The sequence below is a fragment of the Colwellia sp. Bg11-12 genome (assembly GCF_014076955.1).
GTDB lineage: Bacteria > Pseudomonadota > Gammaproteobacteria > Enterobacterales > Alteromonadaceae > Colwellia_A.
In genome coordinates this window covers 1-25,009 of the sequence record NZ_JACGUZ010000079.1, presented here as the reverse complement: position 1 = coordinate 25,009, position 25,009 = coordinate 1, and the positions used below count along the sequence as shown (strand labels likewise).

Genomic DNA, 25,009 nt, shown 5'->3' with positions numbered 1-25,009 from the left:
GCTCAACCTTTCACCCACGTTAATACCTAATTATGCTTGTTTATGGCTACCATCACACAGTGGTTGTGATGCTGTTAACTTACAGCCACAAAAGAACACTTTTTTAGACTCGGTCGCGGTAAACCTTACGGGTGAGAATTCAGATCCTTTGTGAGAACCATCACAAAAAGGTTGTTTATCGCTTTGACCACAAGAACACCAAGCGTATTTTTTACCTTCTTCAACGTCAACTGCAAAAGGTGTATCAGATGCACGTACGGGTGTAGACATAATAATTCTCCATAAAAGGGGATAAAATAACGCCATATTAAGTGACGTTAGCTTATTTTTAGTGTCAGTTTGAATAATCGATTATGACTTTGTAGTCGCTCTCAACATCCAAGCTGTTTTCTCATGTATACGCATACGATCTGATACGAGTGAAGCGGTTGATTCATCGTCAGCATTTTGTGCAATTTTTAACACTTCACGAGACGTCTTAATAACTTGTTCATGGCCTTTGGTGAGTAACGTAACCATTTCTGCTGAACTTGGAACACCGTCAACCTCTTTTATAGAGCTCAGTTTTGAAAACTCTTTATAAGTCCCTGGTGCTGGAACATCAAGTGTTCTAATACGTTCAGCAATATCGTCAACAGCAATCGCCAACTCAGTGTAATGTTCCTCAAACATTAAATGTAATTCACGGAACTGTAACCCTGTAACATTCCAGTGAAAATTATGTGTTTGTAAATATAGCGTGTAAGAGTCAGCTAAAAGACGCTTCAAACCGTCTGATATTTCAGTTCTATCTACTTTATTTATGCCAATATCTATATCTGTCATTTTATTTCCTCTTGTTTAGAATGGTAATAAATTATAATGCCCCGCTAGAGGCTAAAAATTGTTACTTGAATCTGGAATGCAGTAAAAATAGCCATTGGTTAATTCCTCCTCTTAAACTGCTTTTTATATTACTGATAAGCCTAAATTAACGAATAACGAATAACAGGCAACCAATAATAATGGCTAAATAAATAAATTGCCGACCAATACTTGATGTGTTTTTAAGTTGCTCTGAATAAGGAATATGAATATCGGTAATAATTTGAGCATTCGACTTGCCTACACAATAGGGGCAATGTAAATCACTCTTTTTATATTCCAAACCACACTTCATGCATTTGCATGTTTGTGCACTTTTAGTCTGGTGATAACGAAACATAGCTTGCCTTGCGATATAACGCCACATTAAACAATAAAATTGTTGGTTAAAAGAAGTAAAGAGTTAAACAGCCAACGATTAGGTGCTTCAATGTATCATTGATGGCTGTTTACACCAATAGTAGTGATATAAGTAGAGAAAAGACCACATATAAAAGCTATGACACCCGCTGACCAAAGATACTTTTAAATTTTTCAACCGACCAAAGAGCAAATTCACGTACATTTTCAAGCACACATTCGGGTAACCTCTTCAGCTTTTATTGCGCTATTTTAAATATTTTTCGAATAGAAAATGAAACAAATAACGAAATCAATATTCCCATAAAGAAATATATAGCAATTAAATACTTCCCTAGCGCTGATGTTTTAATTTCACCATTAGCCAGTAAGCACAAACCTTTACTGTAATTAAAGCTACCACCATTATCTAGGCATTGGTCTACTAAGAAATAATCATTGACTAACCAAATAGCAATAAAACTAACAAGTACACCAATAAAGAGTGGAATAGAATTTTTTTTCATATTTCCCTAAAACTTAACGCCTCATAAAGAAGCAAGTGGTTGTAGACTAAAGCAAGAGACTAGTCAGTGTTAAAAATGAATAAAAGTGCGGCGTATTTTTGTATTATCAACTTAATTTAACCGCATTAATAGCCTGTTTGTTGACTCACTTATAACTAAAAATCTTTTACCTTAGATAATATTACACCCAGTTTAATAACGGCCATAATTTTTAATATCACATTATGATCTATAATAAAAAATATCAATAATTTTAAGATGTTAAAATTATTATGGGTTGGGTTATTATCATTTCACGTTACTGCGCAGTACTGAATTTATTCACATCAATAAAAATTTATGTAGATTTATTATATTTTAGTAAATAAAACATCTACAGTACCTTGTACGTAGAAAAATTTAACGGTTAATTCTATGATTTCCCTAGCCATCAATAGGCCATCTCGTATACCTTAGTACTATTCAAATATTGATGGAAAAACATATTGCACCCCATTATTCAAATTACAGATGTTAATAAGGTTTATGCGAGTGGTTTTAAAGCACTTGATAATATTAACTTAGCCATAAAACCTGCTGAAGTTTTTGCCTTACTAGGCCCTAATGGCGCAGGTAAAACGACACTCATTAGCGCTATTTGCGGAATTGTTAATGCAACATCAGGACAAATCACCGTTGCAGGTAAAGATATTGTCTCTGATTACCGGCACACCCGCAGACTTATAGGCTTAGTTCCACAAGAGTTAACCACTGATGCCTTTGAAACAGTTTGGACGACAGTTTCATTTAGTCGAGGTTTATTTGGCAAAAAACCAAACCCAGCTTTTATTGAGAAAACACTTAAGTCATTGTCACTTTGGGATAAAAAAGACAATAAAATGATAGAGTTATCTGGCGGTATGAAACGCAGAGTGATGATTGCTAAGGCACTGTCTCATGAACCTGCTATTTTATTTTTAGATGAACCCACCGCTGGTGTTGATGTAGAACTGCGCAAAGACATGTGGGAATTGGTACGGCAACTACGTAACGATGGCGTGACTATTATTTTAACCACCCATTACATTGAAGAAGCAGAAGAAATAGCAGACCGTATTGGCGTAATTAAAAATGGTCAACTTATTTTAGTTGAAGATAAAGTAGCGTTAATGAATCAGTTAGGTAAAAAGCAATTGATCCTTGATTTAAAAGACCCCTTAACTGACATACCTTCGGATTTGGCTGATTTTAATTTACAGATTCAAAATGAGGGAATGCAATTAATTTATAGTTATGACACAACCAAAGAGCACACTGGCATTTCTGCGTTACTTCAGCACTTATCTGCCGCGTCCATTGGCTTTAAAGATATCAAAACAGATCAAAGCTCGTTGGAAGATATATTTGTCTCTTTAGTAAAGGAATCAACATGAATCGTTACGCTGTAGCGGCTATTTATAAATTTGAAATGGCTCGCACTAAACGCACTATTTTTCAAAGTATTATTTCTCCGGTCATTTCAACCTCACTTTATTTTGTTGTTTTTGGCTCTGCAATTGGGTCTCGTATCACTGAAATAGACGGTGTTAGCTACGGTGCTTTTATTGTACCTGGGTTAATAATGTTATCGCTATTAACACAAAGTATTTCTAATGCGTCATTTGGTATTTATTTTCCTAAATTTACCGGCACTATTTATGAATTACTGTCGGCTCCAGTCTCGTCTTTTGAAGTGTTATTAGGGTATGTGGGGGCCGCTGCGACTAAATCGATTATATTAGCGTTAATTATTTTGGCAACCGCACATTTCTTTGTCCCGCTTGAAATAGCGCATCCTTTTTGGATGTTGTTTTTTTTAGTCATGACAGCCATCACCTTTAGTTTATTTGGTTTTATTATTGGCATATGGGCTGACAATTTTGAAAAACTACAAGTGATCCCGCTTATAGTTATTACCCCACTTGTTTTCTTAGGAGGCACTTTTTATTCTGTTAGTATGTTGCCACCATTCTGGCAAACGGTGACCCAATTTAACCCCGTATTTTATTTGATTAGTGGCTTCAGGTGGAGTTTTTATGAAGTCGCTGACGTAAGTTTAGTGACAAGCTTTTTTGTAATGAGTGGCTTTTTAGCTTTTTGTTTACTCGCGGTCACTTGGATATTTAAGAGTGGTTATCAAATAAAGAGATAATATGATTAACTTAAATATAGTTAAAGGTTAATTGTCACCCGTTCTTAGCATTCAATAAATATCGACAGCTTAGTAACAACGTTTATATTTATGATAGTGGTCAAAGGTAGTTGACCACTATTAGCGAACACCACACTCATCCATATCCTACATTTGCCTATATGTGCGACTACGCTTAATGTGTGAGATTATAAATCAGCAAATGAAATGACTCTTCATGATCACTTTTGTTCTTGTTGAATTTATTGTTAGCTTTCAAGCGCTCCTAACAGAATAACTGTCGCATTATTTAAAGCATGAATCATCATAACCACTAGCAATGCGTGACCTCTTGAATGGGTATCCCAATATTGATATGCCATAGACATCAAGAAAAAAAGAGTAAAAACACCGATTCCCCACAAAGGGACTTGCAGAGAATGAACAGTTCCCCAAATCAGAGCACTGATTATTGAAACATACACTATGTTCGAGGTCATTTTTCTGATTAAGTAAATGACAGGAATCATTAAAAGAGTTTCTAGGATAGGCCCAATAAAGACAGCACCGACAATTAATTCTATTCCTAATTCAAAGTCTGGAACTTCAGCATTTGGGAATAAAAAGTCCAGAAGAAAAACAATAGGCAACCCTATACATATTGCTAATATATAGACTTTAAAGATATAAAGTTTAAGAGGTTGCTTGGTATTTTCCAATAGTTTGAACAAATCTACATCCTTTAGATCGAAAGCTAACGCCCTCATCATGGGCAAAAGTTGTTGGCTAGAACGTGATGCGGAGCCAGCCAACTACAATATGTCCCGTTTGCACAGCTTGCTATATTACTTTACCACCGAAGCGCCCCAACCAACCCTACATGTCTTAGTTGAGATTAAGGGCATTAATTTAGCCCTACTTTTAGAAATTTCAATTATATTTAATTTCATCGGAACGCCTAGAGATGAAGACCAAAGTTTACGTTTTTCAGAATAGAATATATAATCATCGTCAAAGCCAATTAACTTTGCTTTTGATATTATTTCAGAAACTTGCTTTTGGGTTTCGCAATCAACATTGAAACTTACCCAGTGCTCCTTGTTAGCATTCGATCCTTCGCTAACGAGTAACTCAATTAAACTTTGATCGATTTCAGTGTAATTAAATAATGATGGTTCAGGCTTTACCTTTTTAGTAGCACAACCCCAAACCGATAAAAGCACTAATGTAAATAATATAATTCTACGCACAAACTTTCCTTGTAATATAACACCCTAATTTTGGGCAAAAAATTGTTGGCTAAAGTAAGCGACGCAGGAGCAAAAGCCAACTATTATTTGTCCCACTTTAACGACTTGTTAGCTTTCTAGGGCATTTAAAACGAATACCGTGCCATTATTTAACGCATGTATTGACATTGCAACCAAAATTGCATGACCACGTGAATGAACATCCCAATATTGATACGCCATAGACATTAAGAAAAATCCAGCAAAAACCCCTAGTCCATGTATTGGGTACCCTAAAGAGTGAAGAATACTCCATGTAAAAGCACTAACTAGAGATACGTGAATAATACTTTTAGTGAACTTACTAATTACCGCGATGATAGGGATCATCAGTATTGTCTCAATAATTGGAGCCGCAATCACCACTTTCATAAACCATTTTAATGATAATTCGATAACAAAAAAATCGGGATGTGGGTATAAAAAATCTAAAAGAAAACTTATTGGTATACCTACTAAAAGTCCCACTGAGTAAACTTTAAAAACGTATAATTTTATAGGTTGATTTGTATTAGTCAAAAAATTGAGCATATCTACATCCTTGTAAGAATACTGAAAGCAAACACCCTAATTTTGGGCAAAAAATTGTTGGCTAAAATTGCGAGGAACGAGGCTAGCCAACTGTTTAGCGTCCGTTTGAGTAATTTATTAGCCGTTTTTACAGCAAATCAATTTATTAATGAAGTCCTGATATGCTTTTATTGCTTTATCTTTTCTCATTGTTTCGCCATGCTCAGTATTGGGTATGATAGCCAAAACCTTAACCAGACTTGAAGATATATTGTAAAGTTCTTTCGAGTTTACCACTGGAGTCGTTGAATCATCTTCACCAATTAAGAAAAGTAATGGTTTACTATATTCTTTAATTAAATCAATATTATTTATTTTCGCTAATTCAGCTGATAAATTAACTGAATAAAATGGTTTAGACCAAGTAGGCATCAAGTTGTCTACTAATTCTGGAACGGTACTAATGGCACCATCAAGAATTAACGCATCTATTTCTTTATTACCTGCAACATAACTTGCAACTAAAGACCCCATTGATAATCCATGGATAATTGTTTGCAAATTAGTGGGGAATTCACCTTTCGAAAAATCAAAAATTCTTAATGCATCCGATCGTAAGCTATTAAGAGACAAGTTCTCTTTTTTATCGCTTACTCCCATCCCTCGATAATCAAACCAAATCACATTTGCGGGTAACAACGAAAATTTATTTAATATTTTTGATGACGTGCTAACTTTCATGCCATTGGCACTGAAAAAAACAATATTCACCAAAGCATCTTGGTTTACTAATTTAACACCTCTAAGCGTAATACCATCCTCAGCGGTTAAACTGACAGCTGAGACAACAGCTGATATATTCGCTTCAATAAGTTCAGTTTGAATTTTAGTGATATTGAGTTGTTTTTCTGGTTGTTCATCTTGGTAAACAAATGATTCAGTTGTGTAGTTTGCAGAACACCCTGAAAGTAGTAAAAAAAATAATATTGCGACCGTTTTCATATCAAACGACACTCCTTGTTGGTTTATCGGCTAACGTCGCATCAAGCGACAAATTCAGAAAGTAAGAAGCCAAACCTACCGCAACACTTAGCCACAAAACTTACTAGATAAACAATAACACAAAATGATTAACAATCTATAAACAAAGTAATCACAATAAAAAAGAAGGAAGCAAACACCAATCCTTTGAGGTGAATTGTAAAACACCACCAGAATAATTAAGAACTAGTGTTGCCTGCTAACCGCTTATTAGACACGCAAGAACCTTTTATTCTACAGGTGATTAACTTTCTGCTTTATTTATAATATAAATACCTTTGTTTCACTGGTATATAAAGTGTTTAATGATTTCCTTTCACGTATTTATAGATAACAGGTGTTTTTATTGTGTTTTATTTGGTAAAAGCGTACAAAGAATCGCTTATTGTTATTAACCCAAATAAGTAATACAAAATGTATGGTAAATAATTTTAAAGTCATGTTTGAAGTGCGCGTTTAGCTGCCGTATTTCTTGTTATTTACTATTAGATATTTTAACTATTAAGTGCAGCGCTAAATATTAATCATCTCGCAACCAAGTCTCAATTTCGTTTCTATGTGGAATCGACCCACTGTGAACATTAACGTCATTAATAATGATTGCTGGCGTGGTCATTACGCCATAACCCATAATAGTTTCTGGGTCTGTCACTTTATTTATTTGAACTTCAATATTAAGTTCATCTGCTATTTTTGAAATTATCTCAATTGTTTTTATACATTTAGTACATCCTGTACCTAATACTTTGACTTCTTTCATTATAATATTCCTTAAATAAAGGGGGTTAAAAAGTTAAAAATCCAACCAATGAGTGTAAATGCAACCAGCAATAATATAAAAAGTATGGCTAATAATCGCCACTGCATCACTTGCTTTAATAGAATAAACTCAGGAAAACTCGCTGCAACCGTACTCATACAAAAAGCCAGTGTTGTACCTATAGGAAGTCCTTGTTTAATTAAACTTTCCATCACTGGAATAACACCCGTAGCATTAGAATATAATGGTATGCCAAGTAATACCGCTGAAGGAACCGACCACCATTGGCCATCACCTAAATGCTCTTGGATCCAACCGTCAGGAACAAAACCATGTAAAGCTGCCCCTAAGCCAACACCAATGATGACCCATTTCCATACTCGGCTAAATATTTCTAAGGTTTCTTCTTTTGCAAAAGCATGTCTTTCTTCTAAAGATAACGATTTAGCGTGTTGTGCTGTTGTTGTATTCACTGTATTTTTACCTCGTTCTAATGCTTTTGCCGCAAAAGACTCCAACCAACGTTCAGCTTTAATAGCATCAAGAAAAACACCCCCGAGTATTCCAACCGACATGCCAACCACCACGTAAAGCAGCGTAAACTTCCACCCCAATAAACTCAGTAATAATAAAACTGCCACTTCGTTGATAAGTGGAGAGGTAATCAGAAACGACATTGTTATCCCAACAGGGATACCAGCAGAGGTAAAACCCAAAAATACTGGAATACTTGAGCAAGAGCAAAATGGTGTTATTGCGCCAAAACTAGAGCCTAATATATAACCTACCCCTTTGTGCTTACCCGCTAAATAGTCACGAACACGCTCGACATTCATCGATGCTCTTAACAAGGCAATCGCGTAAATCATGACAAGCAATAAAAAGAATATCTTAGTGGTATCTTCAATAAAAAAATGAAGAGCATCACCTAACTTTGTTGCTTTTGATAAACCAAACACATCAACAACTAACCATGAGGCTATATCTGTAAAAATTTCAAACATGAGTGTCCCTAATAGGCCTTTTTACTATTAATAATTAACTATAACAATACAATAAGAGTTTCAATATTTTACCTTTAAGCGTTATTACAACAAATAACTGGAAATAAAACACAATAAAATATATTTTTGAAACGCCTATATTATAAATTAATAAATCGTTGTATATACTGATCATAATCATATTACACGCGATTAAATGCTTAAATAGCATTCAACTGTTAGTCACTTTATCGCCTAACTGAAGGTGATGTAAGTGATAGGTTAAGCCTCTATCGCCAAGCGGTATAGTCCTTGTAGCAAGTTTTTTTTGCGGTTATTTAAATTGATAGTCTGTAAAAATAGAACATTATCTTCAATTAAATCAACTATTCAAATTACCATATTGTTCCTATGCTTTAGATGAATCTTATAACCCACTTATTAAAAGCAAGGAATATACAATGTTTAACAAAACACTCCCTATTGCAGCGGCAATTTCAGTTGCCTTATGCGCAATGGTCATGCCTTCAAAAGCCTTAGCAGGCAATCAAATAAAAACAAATGAATTTTGGTGGCCAGAAAAGTTAAGTTTAAGCCCATTACGTCAACATAGTGCTGAATCAAACCCTTATGGCGAGCAATTTAATTATGCGAAAGAATTTAGCAATGTTGATTTAACTCAGCTTAAAAAAGATATTCAAACCACTCTGACTGACTCAAAAGCCTGGTGGCCAGCAGATTGGGGACATTATGGCCCCTTAATGATCCGTATGGCTTGGCATAGCGCTGGTGTGTATCGTGTGCATGACGGTCGTGGCGGTTCATCTGGTGGGCAACAACGTTTTGAGCCCCTCAATAGTTGGCCAGATAATGCTAACTTAGATAAAGCACGTCGATTATTGTGGCCTGTTAAACAAAAGTACGGTCGTAGTATTTCTTGGGCTGATCTAATGGTGCTTTCAGGTAATGTAGCGCTTGAGTCTATGGGCTTTAAAACCTTTGGTTTTGCTGGCGGTAGAACAGACGATTGGGAACCTGACTTAGTTTACTGGGGAGCTGAAACTGCGATGCTTACTGATAAACGTCGCGATAAAAAAGGCAAACTTAAAGGCCCACTTGCTGCTGTGGAAATGGGCTTGATCTATGTTAACCCTGAAGGCCCTCATGGTAAACCTGATCCACTTCTAGCGGCTCAAGACATTAGAATGTCATTTGGACGTATGGCGATGAATGACGAAGAAATTGTCGCTTTAAGTGCCGGTGGACATACCTTTGGTAAGGCGCACGGCGCTAAAAAACCAAGCGGATGTGTGGGTGCAGAACCTGCGGCGGCCGACATTGAAGAACAAGGCTTAGGTTGGAAAAATAAATGCGACAGCGGTGTTGGCGCTGATACTATAACAAGCGGCCTAGAAGGCGCTTGGACAACAACCCCTACACAATGGTCAACAAACTATCTTGATAACTTAATGAACTTCAATTGGGTGCTCACTAAAAGCCCTGCTGGTGGTAAACAATGGACACCCGAAAATAAAGCAGCTGTTAATTTAGTGCCTGACGCGCATATTCCTAATAAACGTAATGCCCCTATTATGTTTACCACCGATATTGCCTTAAAAGAAGATCCTGAATTTCGTAAAATTGTTGAACGCTTTAGAGCAGAGCCTGCTGAGTTTGAAAAAGCCTTTGCTAGGGCTTGGTTTAAGTTAACTCACCGTGATATGGGACCTCGCGCAAGATACGTGGGTACAGAAGTGCCAAGCGAAGTGCTAACGTGGCAAGACCCTATTCCTGATATAAGCTACCAAGCGATTAACGTTCAAGATATTGCTGCGCTTAAAAAGCAAATAACGCAGTCGGGCTTAACCACGGCTGAATTAATCAGAACGGCTTGGGCTTCAGCGTCAAGCCACCGTGTAACAGATATGCGCGGCGGCGCCAATGGTGCTCGAATTAACCTTGAACCTCAAAATAGTTGGCCGGTAAATAGTCCCAAAGCGTTAAATAAAGTCTTAACGACACTTAAAACGATTCAAGACAAATACAACAAGCAATCAACTAAGCAGCAAGTATCGTTAGCTGACTTGATCGTATTAGGTGGTGCTACCGCCATTGAAAACGCAGCCGAAAAAGCAGGTAAATCAGTATCTGTACCTTTTGTACCTGGCCGCGCCGATGCGACACAAGCTCAAACAAGCGTGAAGTCATTTAATTATTTAGCACCTAATGCTGACGGATTTCGTAACTTTTACTCGACAGAAAGCTATATGTCACCAACAGAAATGTTAGTAGATAAAGCAAATACTTTGGGGTTAAATGTGCCTGAAATGACCGTACTTGTGGGAGGTATGCGTGCGCTTGATGCAAACTATGATGGTTCGTCTTATGGCGTATTCACTAATAAACCCGGTGTGTTAACCAATGATTTCTTTGTAAACTTACTTGATATGTCTACCGTGTGGACTAAAGATAAGTCTACTGAAGGTGTTTATGTTGGTCATGACCGTGTTACAAGTAAAGTTAAATGGCAAGCAACACCTGTTGATCTTATCTTTGGCTCAAATTCTGAATTAAGAGCGATTGCTGAAGTTTATGCCTCTGACGATGCGGATAAAAAGTTTGTTAACGACTTTGTCAAAGCATGGGTTAAAGTCATGCAATTAGACCGATTTGACTTGAAATAAGTTCAATAACGCTTTAAACAAAGCAGCTAACCGCCACTGGCGATTAGCTGCTTTACTTATCACTCAATTAACCTTATGACTAGCTTAACTAATAACGAGTTTAACTGATGATTTAATCATTTTTATTATTATCGTCCCCACCCCACAAAAAAAGCTATCTAAGTGGCAGTAACAAGCTCTTTAGCAACAAGAACGATCATTAAAATTTCATCACCACTCGACCTACAATTTCCCCTTTGACCATATCGTCAAAAATATCATTGATATCTTCCAGTGACTTTTCAATGGTAATAGCCTTAACTTTTCCACGGGCGGCAAAGTCTAAGCACTCAATTAAATCTTTACGTGTCCCTACAATAGAGCCCACAACGCTCACACCATTTAATACCGTGTCAAATATCGGTAATGGCATATCTTCAGCAGGCAAGCCAACTAAAACACACTTACCGCCACGGCGAATAACTTTATAACTTTGTTCAAATCCGCTTTTACTAACAGCGGTGCATATACTGGCGTGAACACCACCTGTTTTAGCGAGCACTTGTGCAACGACATCATCACATTTAAAGTCTAAACAAATTGCAGCACCAAGGTCTTTAGCAAGGGTTAATTTATCTGTTCCTGTATCAATGGCAATAACATTTAATCCCATAGCGACTGCATATTGCACCGCCAAATGTCCTAAACCACCAATACCAAAAATGGCGACCCATTCACCAGGCTTAGCAGTAGAAACTTTCAAGGCTTTATAAGTGGTAACGCCCGCACAAAATAAAGGGGCTGCATCAACATAATTAATACCATCGGGTATTTTTACCACATAGCTCGCGTCTGCTTTACAATATTCAGCATAACTACCATCAACAGAGTAACCCGCATTTTGCTGAGATAAACATAAATTTTCATCTCCAGTTAAACAGTAGTCACAATATCCACAAGCACTATAAAGCCAAGGTATGCCCACGCGATCGCCAAGTTTAAGGTGTGTTACTTGTTCCCCTACTTCAACAATTTCTCCTACGCCTTCATGACCAGGTACGAGTGGCATTTTAGGTTTTACCGGCCAATCTCCATGACACGCATGTAAATCTGTATGACAAACACCACAAGCATGAATTTTTACCAACACTTCTTTACTAGAAATAGTAGGTTTATCAAGCTGTTTAATCTCAAGCTTCTCTTTAAACTGATGAATCACGGCTGCTTTCATTACGTAAATCCCCTAACGATAATAATGTGTAAAATAATAGTATAATCCCCACATTTTATAAAACTACGACATAGAACAATAAAACGACTGAAATTGTGAGTATTTGCTATATAAATGATTAAAAAACAACATTCACTTTACGATAAAGTCATTGAAGGGAGAGTCACTTTGTTGTCGTGCTATTAATTTTAATACGCTAAACCGTGCTTACAATTTGTTCACACCTAAATTATAAGCTACTGCTATGGCCCAATGTTATTTTACTTATTAACTACATTGTCTTTTTCAGTATCTTCGACTTTTGGTGTACCATCAGCATTAAATTCTGCTATCGCTTCACCAGAAGATTCCCAATGTTCTCTTTCTTCTTCGGTTGCTTTGGGCGAGAATAATCCAGTAAAAGCATAGAAAATTCCAATAATCGGTGCCATCCAGCAGGCAAAAGCAAGGGGGATATACAAAAGGTTTTCTATATTGCCATCAGCAATACCTAGACCGAGCGCTGAAATTACAAATGCACCACCCGCATTCCATGGAATTAGCGGAGACATTAATGTTCCACCTTCTTCGATTCCACGTGATAGATTTAATGTTGAATAACCCATACCACGATAAACAGGCGAGTACATTCGCCCTGGTAAAGCAATCGATAAGTAAGGGTCACCGGCAACTAGGTTCGTCGCAAAGGCAGTGCCAATAGCCGCGGTTTGAATGCCGGCAAAACTACTAACCTTGCTCTTTATGGCATTAATAATTGATTTCAAACAACCTGTTTTTTCGAGCGCACCGCCAAACCCCAGCGCAATTAATATCAAAGAAATAGTCCACATCATCGATTGTATCCCCCCCCGATTTAACAAGCTGTCAATTTCTTCAATCCCGGTACTTATTGAGTAGCCATTATTGGCAAAATCAAAAATTGATTGCAGGCTCTGCCCCTGAACAATCATTGCCGTTGCACCACCCGCAACAACGCCAGCGAATAATGATGGCATGGGGGGATATTTTTTTATCGCTAAACCCATGACAACCAAAGCGGGTAACAATACCCATCCTGAAATATAAAAGTTTTCGTCTAGGGTGTTAGTGATAGCGTCAATTTTTTCAAATGAAATGCTTTGAGTGTCTATGACGAAAAATCCAACCAACAAATAGATGATAAGAGCGATAAGCATAGCTGGGATGGTCGTTGCCATCATATTTTTTATATGAGAAAAGACATCGGTTCCGGTTACTGCAGGGGCCAAATTAGTTGTGTCGGAAAGTGGTGAAATTTTATCACCAAAAAATGCACCAGAAACTACAGCGCCAGCTGTCCAATATGCAGGAATGTTAAAGCCTTCGCCAATGCCCATTAAGGCTAAACCAACCGTTCCGACGCTCGCCCAGCTAGTGCCGAGAGAAAGTGAAACAACAGCACAAATGACCATACCCGCAGCCAGAAATATTTCAGGCGAAAGGACCTTTAAGCCATAATAAATAATGCTGGGTACCGTACCGCTAGCAATCCAAACCCCAATAATCATCCCAACCGTTATTAAAACAGACACTGAAGGTAAAGCGACGTGAATAACGTGAAAAATTCCTCTTTCAATATCTTTCCATTTCAGCCCTAACTTAATGCCAACAATACTGGTAATGGCTAAACCAATGGCAAGAGGAATGTGTGGTTCGAAAACGCCAAAGTAAAATATTTGTGTCCCAAGAATAAGCAGAGTTAACACGACAGGCGTCAAGGCAAGTAATAAACCCGGATTTGCATTTTCTGTCCGTTTCATTTAAATACCTCATGTTTTTTATTCATAGATTAGGTCCAGAATAGTCATCGTGATGGGTGAAATAATAGGCCAATTAACTTGTTACGGCTTTGAAAGAGTCACCACATCGTGGACATAAAGGATAACAAAGGTAAGGTCACACATCATTCATCCTTTGGAGGCCATGCATTATTTGCTGATTTTTTTGATGTAAATCATTGATCAAATCCTGAAGATACTCTTTACTATAACTGTTGATTATTAATGGTAAAATGGATCTTAGCCACATTTCTATCTTCTCATTTACCTCTAGCATTACAGTGGTTATTTTTTCACTGTTTGCATTAGGAGGTAACGCTAGTGTTTCTATATATACTAATAACTGCTCGTCAATATCATCATCAAACCACATTTCAAATGTTTTAACAGGCGCCTCTATCAATGAGGTCATTAAATATTGGTTTCTGATTTTTTGCTTGTCTGATAAATAATGTAAAAACATCCTAGCGCGTTCTTGCTCTGTCACTTTAAGACTTCTCTCATAAAACGCTAACGTTGCGGTATTCAATGTTATTAGGTGTTTAAATACTTCACTTAATTGGTGATAACGCATAACTTTCCTTTCTATTCTGGATTTCTGTGTGCCTACTTTTCGAAGAACATAACGATCAACTTATAAATTAAACAACGCCACTTGAACTTTTTGATTCATGAATGATTTCGTCATGTAGGAATTATTTTTACATCTCAAAGTAACAAAATATCAGCCTGTTAGATGTGCGCTAGCGCACATACTTAAATATTGATGTATCAGAAAAAAGATCAATTTTTAGAGTTATAAAAATCCTAAAGGGAGATATTCCTTATACCGCCAACATACACATTTTAATATTATCTTCACTACTGAGAATATAGAGAATACAGGGGGGTTAGTAAGCTTTAAAAATAAGAAATCCGTTAAGCTTTGTGTGATGGCGTACATATTTATTTTTACATTCCATGCAAAATAATAGCCGTAACCTATAACTTAATAAATTTAACAAAACGTAACTATTGGGATTTAATATGAGTAATAAAAACGAACACAGTATCGCGACTTTTGCGGCTTTAAAAACTTGTATTGCAAATGGAGAAGCACAATCAGTAAAAGAATTATTAGCAAAGCAGCCAATACAAGCACTTGAGAAAAGCTATCTTTTCGATTTAGCGAAACTAAATAACAACCCCACTATAATAAGACTTATAGAGGAGAGCCCAATAAAGAATAAATTCAAAAACTAACATCACAAGTTAAAGAGTGGCCAATGCGAATAACAACGCATTCAATAGGATTATTTTTTAACTAACAGGGCTGGAAAGGAAAAAGGAAGGCTATTTTATTGACAAGAATGCGTCTAAAGCCAACGATGTTAAGCAGCGCGAAGCAGGTTTAGGGTCTAAAATAATGGATCAACTTAACTTGTTACTACATTAGAGTATAACGAAAATTTCGAGCTTAATAATGGAGAAGGTATTGTTATACCCGTAATCATTCAAAATGCTCGATTCAGAGTGCTTGAGCAATTTCAGTTTGAGACGCATCAATTAAATTAGGGTTATTCCCTCTCTCTTTGATCCAACAATAAAGTGGGATTGCTCAAGCGCTTCTCCGATGGGGCTAAAAACGATTTATACGTCGTTATTGATTTTGAGAATGGAACAACCATTCTCTGCAATCAATGCCTTATCTAAATCGTTATTTTCTCCCACTGAAACATGCATTTTGAATGGTCACGGGTATATATAATATCCATTCTTGCAAGCCACCCCTTATTTACCTCGGCTACCGTTAACCCTTAACAAAATTTAATAATACTTACGGAGCTCGTTTTCATATTCAGGGTCAATAAACCGTTCCAGATCGAATGGTGGATTTTCCATTATTTTCTCAGCATTTACATTAACGGTTATAGAACAGTCAGTCCAATTGACTGCCTCAATACATTTATGACTAATCAAAACCTTGCGACCACCAGGTGCCCAATTACGCGTATCTATGGCGATATACGAAATAGTCCAATTATCGTCATTTAAAATAAAGTCTTCAATATGGCCAATTTTTTGATCTTTCGCATAGACCTCAAATTTCTTAACGTCATTGGTTGAGTGTAAATGCCAATCTTCTGATTTTATTTGAGTATTATCCTTAGATAACCTTGTATCAACTAAGGGTTTGGGACTAGGAGAAGTCCTCCATAATCCTTCGTTCATCCAATAGTAAGCATAACCATAGAATTGAAATAATGTAGTTTCATATTGATGAGATATTTGTTGGTGTTCCTCAAGTGGAGGACTATTTTTAATTTTTTGTTGAGTTAAATCAACAGGGAATTTGTACTGTTCCCACTGAGGTTCTTGCAGTGAGATTGTGCTGATTAATATTTTTCGTTCTCCACAGAGCCATTTTTTAGTATCAGGAACTATGTAACGTATTACCCATAATTTATCGTCAAAGAGGAAATCTTTGCAAAGACCTATTTTTGTGTCAATACCTTGTAATTGAAAACGCATAATTTCATTGAGACTTCGTAACATTGTCCTACCCTTCTATATTAATTAAGCTTTAATTGTCGAAAGTAATGACTTTTATCATACTCGGTCAGTTTTTTTTGTATGTACGTCAACGCACTTAAGGCTGATATTTTCATTCCAAAATATGGAGATTTATACGCTTGTTCTGCTCGATATAGATATAAATAATGGCAAATTCAATCAACGTGAACTTTCTTATAAAGAAAGTTCACTCTTGCATAGTGGTAGATTTGTCGTTTGAGGTCCTTATTCTTCCTGATTTGACGTCTGAATTTTCTTTGCTAGCACAATGTAGAACGCTGGCAACACGTACAATGTTAATATAGTGCCAATACCAAGCCCTGCAACAATAGTAATACCAATCGCAAAGCGCGACTGTGCGCCTGGACCAACAGCAATTAATAGTGGGATCATAGCCACAATAAGTGCCAGCGAAGTCATAATAATGGGTCTCAAGCGAATCGCAGCCGCTTCGATTACAGCGTCGCGTTTGTCGCGCCCTCGCTGTTGAAGAGTATTCGCGAATTCCACGATGAGAATACCATTTTTTGCGACTACACCAATTAGAGTGATCAGGCCCACTTGCGTATAAATATTCATTGAAGCAAAACCAAGCATAATAAAAGCCATAGCGCCTGCAATAGACATAGGTACAGACACCAGTATAATAAGGGGATCGCGCCAACTCTCAAATTGCGCCGCCAGTACAAGGTAGATAACAAGTAACGATATAAAGAAGGTAACGATTAATGCACTACCAGAATTTTCGAATTGCCTAGACTCACCCTTAAAATCGTAGCTAAAACCCCGTGGCAAGATATCAGCAGCCTTGGCTTTCATAAAACCAACAGCATCTCCCATGGGGACTGATGGCGCAGGAATACCTTCAATTGTGATCGAATTTAGCTGATTAAATTGTGTCCTTGACGAGGGTTCAACATCATGTTCGAAATTAACGACCGAGCCAAGTGGAACCAACTCGCCAGAGTCAGCCCGGATGTAATAATCGTTTATTGCCAGCTCACTATCCCTAGCGTAACGATCAACCTGAGGAATAACTTCGTAGGAGCGCCCTTCCATATTAAAACGATTAATATAGCCACCGCCAAGCATACTACTGAGCTCCTGGCCAATTTCCTCCATCGACAAACCTAAATCTGCAGCGCGATCTCTGTCAACCTTTACCCGAGTAACTGGCTTGTCGATATCGATTGATTTTTGCACGAAGGTAAAATTGCCACTTTGCATGGCGGCTCCAACCAATTCATCTGCCACCTGGTTAAGCTGATTAAAATCACTCCCTGAAGTCACTACAAACTGAAAAGGTAAACCACCACTGGAACCAGGCAAGGAGGGGATCGGGAATAATGCTGTTTTTAAACCAGTAATATTTGCCACAGATGCCTGTAGTTGAGGCATTATGTCGAACTGCGATATATCACGTTCGCTCCAAGGCTTCATTTTGAAACCACCAAATACAGCATCTGAGCTTGTCATACCCACCAGCATAAATGTCTCGTCGTAGCCTGGCACCTGCTCAAACGCTGTCTGCATTTCAGCGCCATACTTTTGCAAGTATTCAAGGGTAGCTGTCTGTGGTCCTTTGCCCTGAAATAGGATAATGCCACGATCTTCAGTGGGTGCCAGCTCTTTCTCACTCAACATGACCATAAAAAAAATCGATACGAGGACAACCAATGCAAACATGATCACAGGTGACACCGCCTTAACTACGATAGTCAATGAGCGCTGATAAAGGTTGGCTAGCTTTTCAAACAAGCCTTCTACAGTACTTTCAAAACGCGACGACTCTCCATGAGGTTTCAGTACCTTGCTAGCTAGCATCGGCGATAAGGTCAAGGCGATTATCCCTGAAATAACGACCGCACCTGCAAGCGTGAAAGCAAACTCAGTAAATAGCGAGCCAACTAGCCCTCCCATGAATCCAATAGGTGCATAAACAGCAACCAGCGTGATTGTCATCGCAATGATTGGACTTGCCATTTCACGCGCGCCAATGATCGCAGCCTCCTTCTTTGACTTACCATTAACGATGTGACGATGGATATTTTCGACAATAATAATAGCATCGTCTACGACTAGGCCAATGGCCAGAACAAGTGAAAGTAATGTCAGTAAATTGAGTGAGAAACCCAGTACAAGCATTATAAATGCACCACCAATTAGCGAGAGTGGAACCGCTAGTGATGGAATGATGGCAGCGCGAAGGGAACCAAGACACAAAAACACAATAACAAGCACAATACCTATTGCCTCGATCAGCGTTTTAATGACCTCATTAATTGAATCGTCGATAAATTCTGATGCATCATAAGGCAGTTCTACCAGTAAACCAGACGGTAGTTGAGATTTAATATCAGGTAGAAGTTCTTTTACCCGTTCTGCCACAGACAGCGGATTTGAGCCTGGAGAAAGGCTAATAGCCACGTACGTCGATGGCTTTCCTTTGTATAATGCGATGTTCTCGTAGGTTTGCGATCCAAGTTCCACCCTCGCAACATCCTTGAGACGAATAATCGTGTCTTCAGTTGATTTAATAACAAGATTCTTGAACTGTTCAGTGTTAGAAACGTTAGTGTTACTGGTAAGACTAATCTTTATTAACTCTCCTTTTGTTTGTCCAACACCAGAGAGATAATTGTTTTCGCGCAGGGTCTGAACAATCTCGGTAGAGGTAAGATTAACCGCAGCAAGTCTTTGGGGGTCTAGCCAAACTCTCAGAGCAAAACGCCGTCCTAAAAGTTCAGCTTTACCAACACCCGATAGTGCCTGTAGTTTTGGCTGTACTTCCCGAGCAAGATAATCGGTGATCTCTGGAACCCGCATAGTATCACTGAAGAAAGCGATGTACATAAGCGCGCGACCTTCACCTGTTGTCGAATTTATAACAGGATCTTGAGCCTTTTCAGGTAATGCGTTCCGCTGACTAGCGACTTTAGATTGGATCTCGGCTAACGCGTCATTAGCATCGTAATTAAGTTCCATCTGTGCTTCGATAGTTGAAAAACCCTGCGTACTCGAAGAGCTTAAGAAGTCGATGCCTTTAGCTTCGGCGATGGCCTGCTGCAAAGGCTGGGTGATAAACCCCTGAATTAGTTCGCTGCTAGCACCTGGATATGCAGTCGTAACCGTGACTTTAGTGCTTTCTAGCAAAGGGTATTCGCGGATCTCCATTTCCATGATGGATCGCACACCAACCAGTAATATCAGCAAGCTTACTACCGTGGATAAAACGGGCCGTTTTATGAATATGTCTGTAAAACGCATGGTTATTTTACTCCTGTGCTAACAGAATCAGGGTCGCGTGATGAGTCGTTCTGCTTGATTTTTACTTGCTGGCCAGCCCTCAGGCGCAAGAGGCCTGAGGCAATAATACGCTCTCCAGCTTCAAGCCCTTTCTTAACTTCGGTCATACTTCCCCGTTTAAAACCTGTTTCTAATGTCCGGCGCTCAGTAACCAGTTGACCCGCTGAATTTTCTGTTAATACATAGGCAAAGTTACCGTAGGTGTTGAATGATATTGACGTATTTGGGATCGCAACAACCTGTCGTGGACCTTCTGCGAAGGTTCTTACAGTAGCAAACATTCCAGGTTTGAGCCCTTGCTGTAAATTAAGAAGCTGAGCACGTAATTTAACGGTCCGTGTTTCAGGTGTCACCGAACTGTTTATAGCGGTAACAGACCCCTTAAATACCTCAGAACCTTTTGCCGCAACAGTGACTTCAACAGGATCTCCGATATCAACACTGAACAGCTCTATTTCAGAAAGTGTATATTCGACAAGAATTGGGTTAAGCATATTGATTTCAACGATAGGCGTACCTACGAATAGATATTGGCCAATGTCGGCTAAACGGAGTCCGAGAACACCATTGAATGGTGCTGTAATGACTTTTTTGCCAAGTTGTGCCTCTGCCTCTTGCACCCTTGCTCTGGCAGAATCTTCCGCAGCCTTAGCTTTATCATAGGCTAACTGTGAAACAGCTCGTGTGGAAATCAGTTCGACGTGATGTTGGAATTCTTTCGATGCAAGCTGTTCCTCAGCCCTACTTTTTTTAAGTACGGCTTGTTCTATTTCGCTATTCAGTCGAATAAGGATATCACCTTTTTCAACACGCTGACCCGATTCGAATAAAACCTCAGTCACAACGCCAGGCATCTCATTGGCGATCCGGACACCATTTATAGCCCTAATACTGCCAATTGATTGAATGCTCGTTTGCCAGCTAGCAATAACAACCTCTGTGGCTTCAACAACCGCAGGTGGTCGTGGCTGAGAGAATTTCGCCTTTATTTGATCTAGTTGATAGAACTTGTAGCCGAATACGCCACCAAGCAAAACAAGCAGTAAAACTATAGCCATTGCAAAGCGTGAAAAAGTGCCCATTCTGGTGATATCCTTTTGAGTAAAATAGGTGAATAACGTTGAGATACATAACGAATTTAATTTCAGAAAATTGAAGAGTGAATCCTCAACCTACTTATTTGAAGCTCTTAGCATCCACGATGTTTTTTCATGAATTCGCATTCGGTCAGAAACAAGCGATACCGTTGATTCATCGTCTAATTGGTGAGCCACTTTTAAAACGTCACGTGCGGTCTTTATAATTGTTTCATGCCCAACAGTTAATACTGCAATCATTTCCGTGGCATTAGGAACACCATCCACCTCGTGGATTGAGCTTAATCTGGAAAATTCTTTATAAGTGCCTGGCGCGGCAATACCAAGCGTTCTAATACGTTCAGCAATGTCGTCTACAGCAATTGCCAATTCTGTATATTGATCCTCAAACATTAAGTGTAACTCTCTAAACCTTAACCCCGTAACATTCCAGTGAAAGTTATGTGTTTGTAAATAAAGCGTATAAGAGTCTGCTAGTAAGTTTTTTAATCCTTCAGCAATTTTGTTTCTATCTTTTTCGTCAATACCAATATCAATGTTGCTCATCATTACTTTTCCTTTTTGTTTATTGATGTGATGTTTATTTTTCTAAATAGCTAACTTACTCAACGTAAAAATTGAGATAACGATTATGAAATATTCTTATCTATGCTGGGTCTACGTAACCTGACTTTGATCGGTGGCTTCGTCGACAAAACACCTTAGAATAAAAAACGAGACGTCGTTTTAGTAACTTTTTTTCATTAAGAAAATCAGTATAGGGGGGCGATTTTTTCCGCTCCACCACAAACAGATTGTATAACTTTATCGAATGAGGCTCTGTGCGATATCGAACAAAAAAACGTTTGGCTAATGAGTATATGGGGGATAGCTATATTGGCTGTAGGTTGCCTGCCGATATTTATTGTAAATTTATAACAATCCCTAACGGCTAACAATGGATCAATAACTAATTTTCCTCTTCTAAGGTCATAAGCGATGTATTACCACCCGCGGCAGTAGTATCAATGCTAACTGATTTTTCTGTTAATAGACGCTGAATTAAATTATCCAAATATTCAGAACTGATCACCGGTAATATTGCGCCTTGGCGTTCGGCTAACTTCTCACTGATATAATGTTTTCGGTCGCAATGACTATCAACAACAACACCTGACAAAGCAGGATGCGCCAACAGCGTTGATAAATGACATAACTTAGCAACTTGAAAAACATTTTCATCTTCGCCTGTTGCAACGAACTTATCTCTAAAGGCTAAAGCTTCCTCATAAAATAAATCAGATACAACCGTAATAACTGTATTACCCGTTGCCAACGACGTTATAATAGACATCAACAAAAACTGAAAGCTAACATTCTTATCCGCAAAGCAAATAATATTACCGCGGTTTTCTAAATACAACATATTAGACTCACCTGTTGGCCCAGGTAAAGTTAAGGGCTTTATTAGGTGTTTTTCAATTCGTATTAATTGTTCACGAGCCGCTGTTAACGTAAGATTTAGGTCATCAAATAAATCATCAACAATATCAACATGAGCAATTTTGGCTAACAATTGACGCACGCAAGAAATACGCGTATTTAACTCAGTTAAACGCCAGCACTTTTGCGCGACATCGGCCTTATCCATAAGTAAAATCGCTTCTTTTTCATCACTTTCATCTCCCTCTAACACTGCCTCTTGTGATGGCGATATATTAAGTTTCGCCGCATCAGGGGTAGATTTTTCTTTCACTAAGCGCGTTAAATAATTGGGACCTCCTGCTTTTGGCCCAGTACCAGAAAGACCTCGACCACCAAAAGGTTGTACACCAACAATGGCGCCAATGATATTACGGTTGATATAAACATTACCGGCACGTGACCGCTTAGCTAAATCAAAGGCGCGGTGTTCAATACGCGTATGAATACCCATGGTTAAACCAAAACCTGTACCATTAATTTTATCGATAACCGCTTCTATCTCATTGCCTTTAAAACGTACAATGTGCACACAAGGACCAAAAACTTCTTTTTCTAACACGCTAATATCTTCGATTTCATAAAGGCGCGGTGCAAAAAAGAAATGCTCATTATTTTCTACCTCAGCAGATATTTCACATTGGTATAATAACTGACCATGTGTTTTCATATAATCACTGTGTGCATTTAGAACGCCGAGTGCTTTTTTATCTATAACGGGTCCTACGTCAGTGCTTAAGTACTCTGGATTACCGACATCTAATTCTGCTAAGGCGCCTTTAAGCATCAAAATCACATTATCAGCAATATCTTCTTGTAAAAATAATACCCGAAGCGCAGAGCAGCGCTGACCTGCCGATTGAAATCCTGAAGAAATAACATCGTCAACAACTTGCTCAGGCAAGGCAGTTGAGTCAACTATCATACAATTTTGTCCACCCGTTTCAGCGATAAAAGGGACTTGATCGCCACCTCTATCAGCCAACGTTTGCGAAATTATTGTTGCTGTGTCAGTAGAGCCAGTAAAAATAACGGTTTTAATACGATCATCTGGAATAATCACACTACCCACTTTACTACCACGGGCAATAACTCCTTGTACAACGCCTTCAGGTAGTCCAACAGATTTCATCAGTTCAATGGTGCGCAGCGCAATTAAACTGGTTTGTTCAGCAGGTTTTGCCAATACTGTATTACCCGTGACAATGGCTGCAGCAATCTGCCCTAAAAATATCGCTAATGGGAAATTCCATGGGCTGATACAGAGCACTACACCACGAGCTTCGAAACGTTCGTCTTCTGCAAGGTCAATAGCGTTTTCAGCATAATAGCGACAAAAATCAACCGCTTCACGTACTTCATCGATGCCATCTTGAGCTGTTTTTCCCGCTTCTTTAATACATAAGGCGATAAGCTCGTCCATATGATGTTCAAGAATATCGGCAACACGGCACAATAACGCTGCGCGTTCAGATACTGGCGTTTGTGACCATGATAAAAATGCTGTTTTAGCCAACGTTATCATTGCCAGCATTTCATCTTTGTTGTGATGACGATAAAAGCCTATTATTTCAGTTTGGTTTGCAGGATTTTTAACGGCAAAAGCCCCTTCTGGAACGTTACTTTCAGAGAGTAGATGATCAGTAAACCAGCTATCTAAAAACGACTTTAAGGGTGTGATTGTATTAATATCAGCTAAATCGACGCCTTTAGAATTATCACGACCGAGACCTTTTTCATCATGGTATAAGGCTATGGGTTTGGTGATTTGGTTGTTATATTTATCTTTTAAACGCTGCGTTTTTTCAACGGGATCTCTCAGTAAAGATTCAACCGGTTGAGTCTCATCAACAATGGCATTAACAAAAGAAGAGTTGGCACCATTTTCTAGCAAACGACGGACTAAATAAGCTAATAGCTCTTCATGATGACCAACTGGGGCGTAGATGCGACATTGAATATTTTCACTAGAAACTATTTGATCATACAAAGAGTTTCCCATGCCATGTAAACATTGAAATTCAAACCCCTCTTTATTGTCATCAACGAGTTCAAGAATAGCGGCAACAGTGTATGCATTATGCGTAGCAAACTGTGGGTAAATGGTATCTCGATAGGCTAATAATTTCTTTGCACAAGCGCGGAAAGAAACATCAGTAGAAGATTTTCGCGTAAATACAGTGAAATGCTGATGGCCATCTTTTTGAGCATTTTTAATTTCAGTATCCCAATAAGCGCCTTTCACTAAGCGGACCATCATTTTTCGGTCAACTCGCACCGTTAATTCACGTAACCAATCAACGACAAAAATAGCCCGTTTTTGATAAGCTTGTAATGCCATACCAAAGCCAGTCCAATCGGCTAAATCATCATCACTAAAAACAGCTTCAATAATATCAAGTGATATATCTAAACGTTCAGATTCTTCTGCATCAACGGT

General features: G+C 38.3%; 22 protein-coding genes. 4 read left to right on the top strand and 18 right to left on the bottom strand.

Translation table 11 applies throughout. The features are described 5' to 3' along the window. Nucleotides 1-30: 30 nt before the first annotated feature. From H4J39_RS16085 to H4J39_RS16070, 4 genes are all read right to left on the bottom strand, one after another. On the bottom strand, nt 31-270 hold the full coding sequence (locus H4J39_RS16085) for a CDGSH iron-sulfur domain-containing protein (protein WP_182229375.1): 240 nt from the start codon (nt 268-270) through the stop codon (nt 31-33). Between the two features lie 81 nt (nt 271-351). Beyond that, nucleotides 352-825, bottom strand: coding sequence for a Dps family protein (locus H4J39_RS16080; RefSeq protein ID WP_182180974.1), 474 nt, complete (start codon nt 823-825; stop codon nt 352-354). A gap of 145 nt (nt 826-970) precedes the next feature. Then, nucleotides 971-1,204, bottom strand: coding sequence for a hypothetical protein (locus H4J39_RS16075; protein WP_182229374.1), 234 nt, complete (start codon nt 1,202-1,204; stop codon nt 971-973). Nucleotides 1,205-1,463: 259 nt separating this feature from the next. Continuing rightward, a complete protein-coding gene (locus H4J39_RS16070) occupies nt 1,464-1,730 on the bottom strand; it encodes a hypothetical protein (RefSeq protein ID WP_182229373.1) in 267 nt (88 codons plus the stop codon). Nucleotides 1,731-2,215: 485 nt separating this feature from the next. Between H4J39_RS16070 and H4J39_RS16065 the strand changes: the two genes are divergently transcribed. Together H4J39_RS16065 and H4J39_RS16060 are read left to right on the top strand one after the other, a co-directional pair. Then, nucleotides 2,216-3,142 (top strand): ABC transporter ATP-binding protein, encoded by a 927-nt coding sequence (locus tag H4J39_RS16065; RefSeq protein WP_182229372.1) that lies wholly within the window; start codon nt 2,216-2,218, stop codon nt 3,140-3,142. Then, on the top strand, nt 3,139-3,900 hold the full coding sequence (locus H4J39_RS16060) for an ABC transporter permease (protein ID WP_182180978.1): 762 nt from the start codon (nt 3,139-3,141) through the stop codon (nt 3,898-3,900). Before H4J39_RS16065 ends, H4J39_RS16060 begins: the two co-directional genes overlap by 4 nt. 248 nt (nt 3,901-4,148) lie before the next feature. Here H4J39_RS16060 and H4J39_RS16055 read toward each other — a convergent pair whose 3' ends face one another. From H4J39_RS16055 to H4J39_RS16030, 6 genes are all read right to left on the bottom strand, one after another. Then, a complete protein-coding gene (locus H4J39_RS16055) occupies nt 4,149-4,691 on the bottom strand; it encodes a CPBP family intramembrane glutamic endopeptidase (protein WP_182229371.1) in 543 nt (180 codons plus the stop codon). A gap of 33 nt (nt 4,692-4,724) precedes the next feature. Next, nucleotides 4,725-5,129, bottom strand: coding sequence for a ribonuclease E inhibitor RraB (locus H4J39_RS16050; protein ID WP_182229370.1), 405 nt, complete (start codon nt 5,127-5,129; stop codon nt 4,725-4,727). Nucleotides 5,130-5,237: 108 nt separating this feature from the next. Further along, nucleotides 5,238-5,636, bottom strand: coding sequence for a hypothetical protein (locus H4J39_RS16045; protein WP_182229369.1), 399 nt, complete (start codon nt 5,634-5,636; stop codon nt 5,238-5,240). Nucleotides 5,637-5,816: 180 nt separating this feature from the next. Next, complete coding sequence (locus tag H4J39_RS16040; RefSeq protein ID WP_182229368.1) at nt 5,817-6,680, bottom strand: alpha/beta hydrolase; 864 nt, start codon at nt 6,678-6,680, stop codon at nt 5,817-5,819. A 559-nt stretch (nt 6,681-7,239) separates the two neighbouring features. Further along, complete coding sequence (locus H4J39_RS16035; RefSeq protein WP_182229367.1) at nt 7,240-7,479, bottom strand: thioredoxin family protein; 240 nt, start codon at nt 7,477-7,479, stop codon at nt 7,240-7,242. A gap of 11 nt (nt 7,480-7,490) precedes the next feature. Next, nucleotides 7,491-8,483, bottom strand: coding sequence for a permease (locus H4J39_RS16030; RefSeq protein WP_182229366.1), 993 nt, complete (start codon nt 8,481-8,483; stop codon nt 7,491-7,493). A 440-nt stretch (nt 8,484-8,923) separates the two neighbouring features. Between H4J39_RS16030 and katG the strand changes: the two genes are divergently transcribed. Next, a complete protein-coding gene (gene katG / locus H4J39_RS16025) occupies nt 8,924-11,146 on the top strand; it encodes a catalase/peroxidase HPI (RefSeq protein WP_182229365.1) in 2,223 nt (740 codons plus the stop codon). Between the two features lie 199 nt (nt 11,147-11,345). Here katG and adhP read toward each other — a convergent pair whose 3' ends face one another. From adhP to H4J39_RS16010, 3 genes are all read right to left on the bottom strand, one after another. After that, nucleotides 11,346-12,356 (bottom strand): alcohol dehydrogenase AdhP, encoded by a 1,011-nt coding sequence (gene adhP / locus H4J39_RS16020; protein ID WP_182229364.1) that lies wholly within the window; start codon nt 12,354-12,356, stop codon nt 11,346-11,348. 260 nt (nt 12,357-12,616) lie between these two features. Further along, a complete protein-coding gene (gene nhaC / locus H4J39_RS16015; RefSeq protein WP_182229363.1) occupies nt 12,617-14,134 on the bottom strand; it encodes a Na+/H+ antiporter NhaC in 1,518 nt (505 codons plus the stop codon). Between the two features lie 136 nt (nt 14,135-14,270). Further along, nucleotides 14,271-14,726: a hypothetical protein gene (locus H4J39_RS16010; protein ID WP_182229362.1), complete on the bottom strand. Its 456-nt coding sequence runs from the start codon at nt 14,724-14,726 to the stop codon at nt 14,271-14,273. Between the two features lie 452 nt (nt 14,727-15,178). Here H4J39_RS16010 and H4J39_RS16005 point away from each other — a divergent pair, with 452 nt between their 5' ends. Next, complete coding sequence (locus H4J39_RS16005; protein WP_182229361.1) at nt 15,179-15,394, top strand: hypothetical protein; 216 nt, start codon at nt 15,179-15,181, stop codon at nt 15,392-15,394. Between the two features lie 564 nt (nt 15,395-15,958). Here the strand turns inward: H4J39_RS16005 and H4J39_RS16000 are convergent. From H4J39_RS16000 to putA, 5 genes are all read right to left on the bottom strand, one after another. Next, nucleotides 15,959-16,687: a PRC-barrel domain-containing protein gene (locus H4J39_RS16000; protein WP_182229360.1), complete on the bottom strand. Its 729-nt coding sequence runs from the start codon at nt 16,685-16,687 to the stop codon at nt 15,959-15,961. Nucleotides 16,688-16,930: 243 nt separating this feature from the next. Continuing rightward, nucleotides 16,931-19,972 carry an efflux RND transporter permease subunit gene (locus H4J39_RS15995; RefSeq protein WP_182229359.1) on the bottom strand — a complete coding sequence of 1,014 codons (3,042 nt, stop codon included), beginning with the start codon at nt 19,970-19,972 and terminating at the stop codon, nt 16,931-16,933. Between the two features lie 2 nt (nt 19,973-19,974). Further along, nucleotides 19,975-21,093, bottom strand: coding sequence for an efflux RND transporter periplasmic adaptor subunit (locus tag H4J39_RS15990; protein ID WP_182229358.1), 1,119 nt, complete (start codon nt 21,091-21,093; stop codon nt 19,975-19,977). Between the two features lie 90 nt (nt 21,094-21,183). Further along, nucleotides 21,184-21,654 (bottom strand): Dps family protein, encoded by a 471-nt coding sequence (locus H4J39_RS15985; protein WP_182229436.1) that lies wholly within the window; start codon nt 21,652-21,654, stop codon nt 21,184-21,186. A 403-nt stretch (nt 21,655-22,057) separates the two neighbouring features. Next, a partial coding sequence (gene putA / locus H4J39_RS15980) for a bifunctional proline dehydrogenase/L-glutamate gamma-semialdehyde dehydrogenase PutA (protein ID WP_182229357.1) occupies nt 22,058-25,009 on the bottom strand: 2,952 nt, incomplete at its 5' end.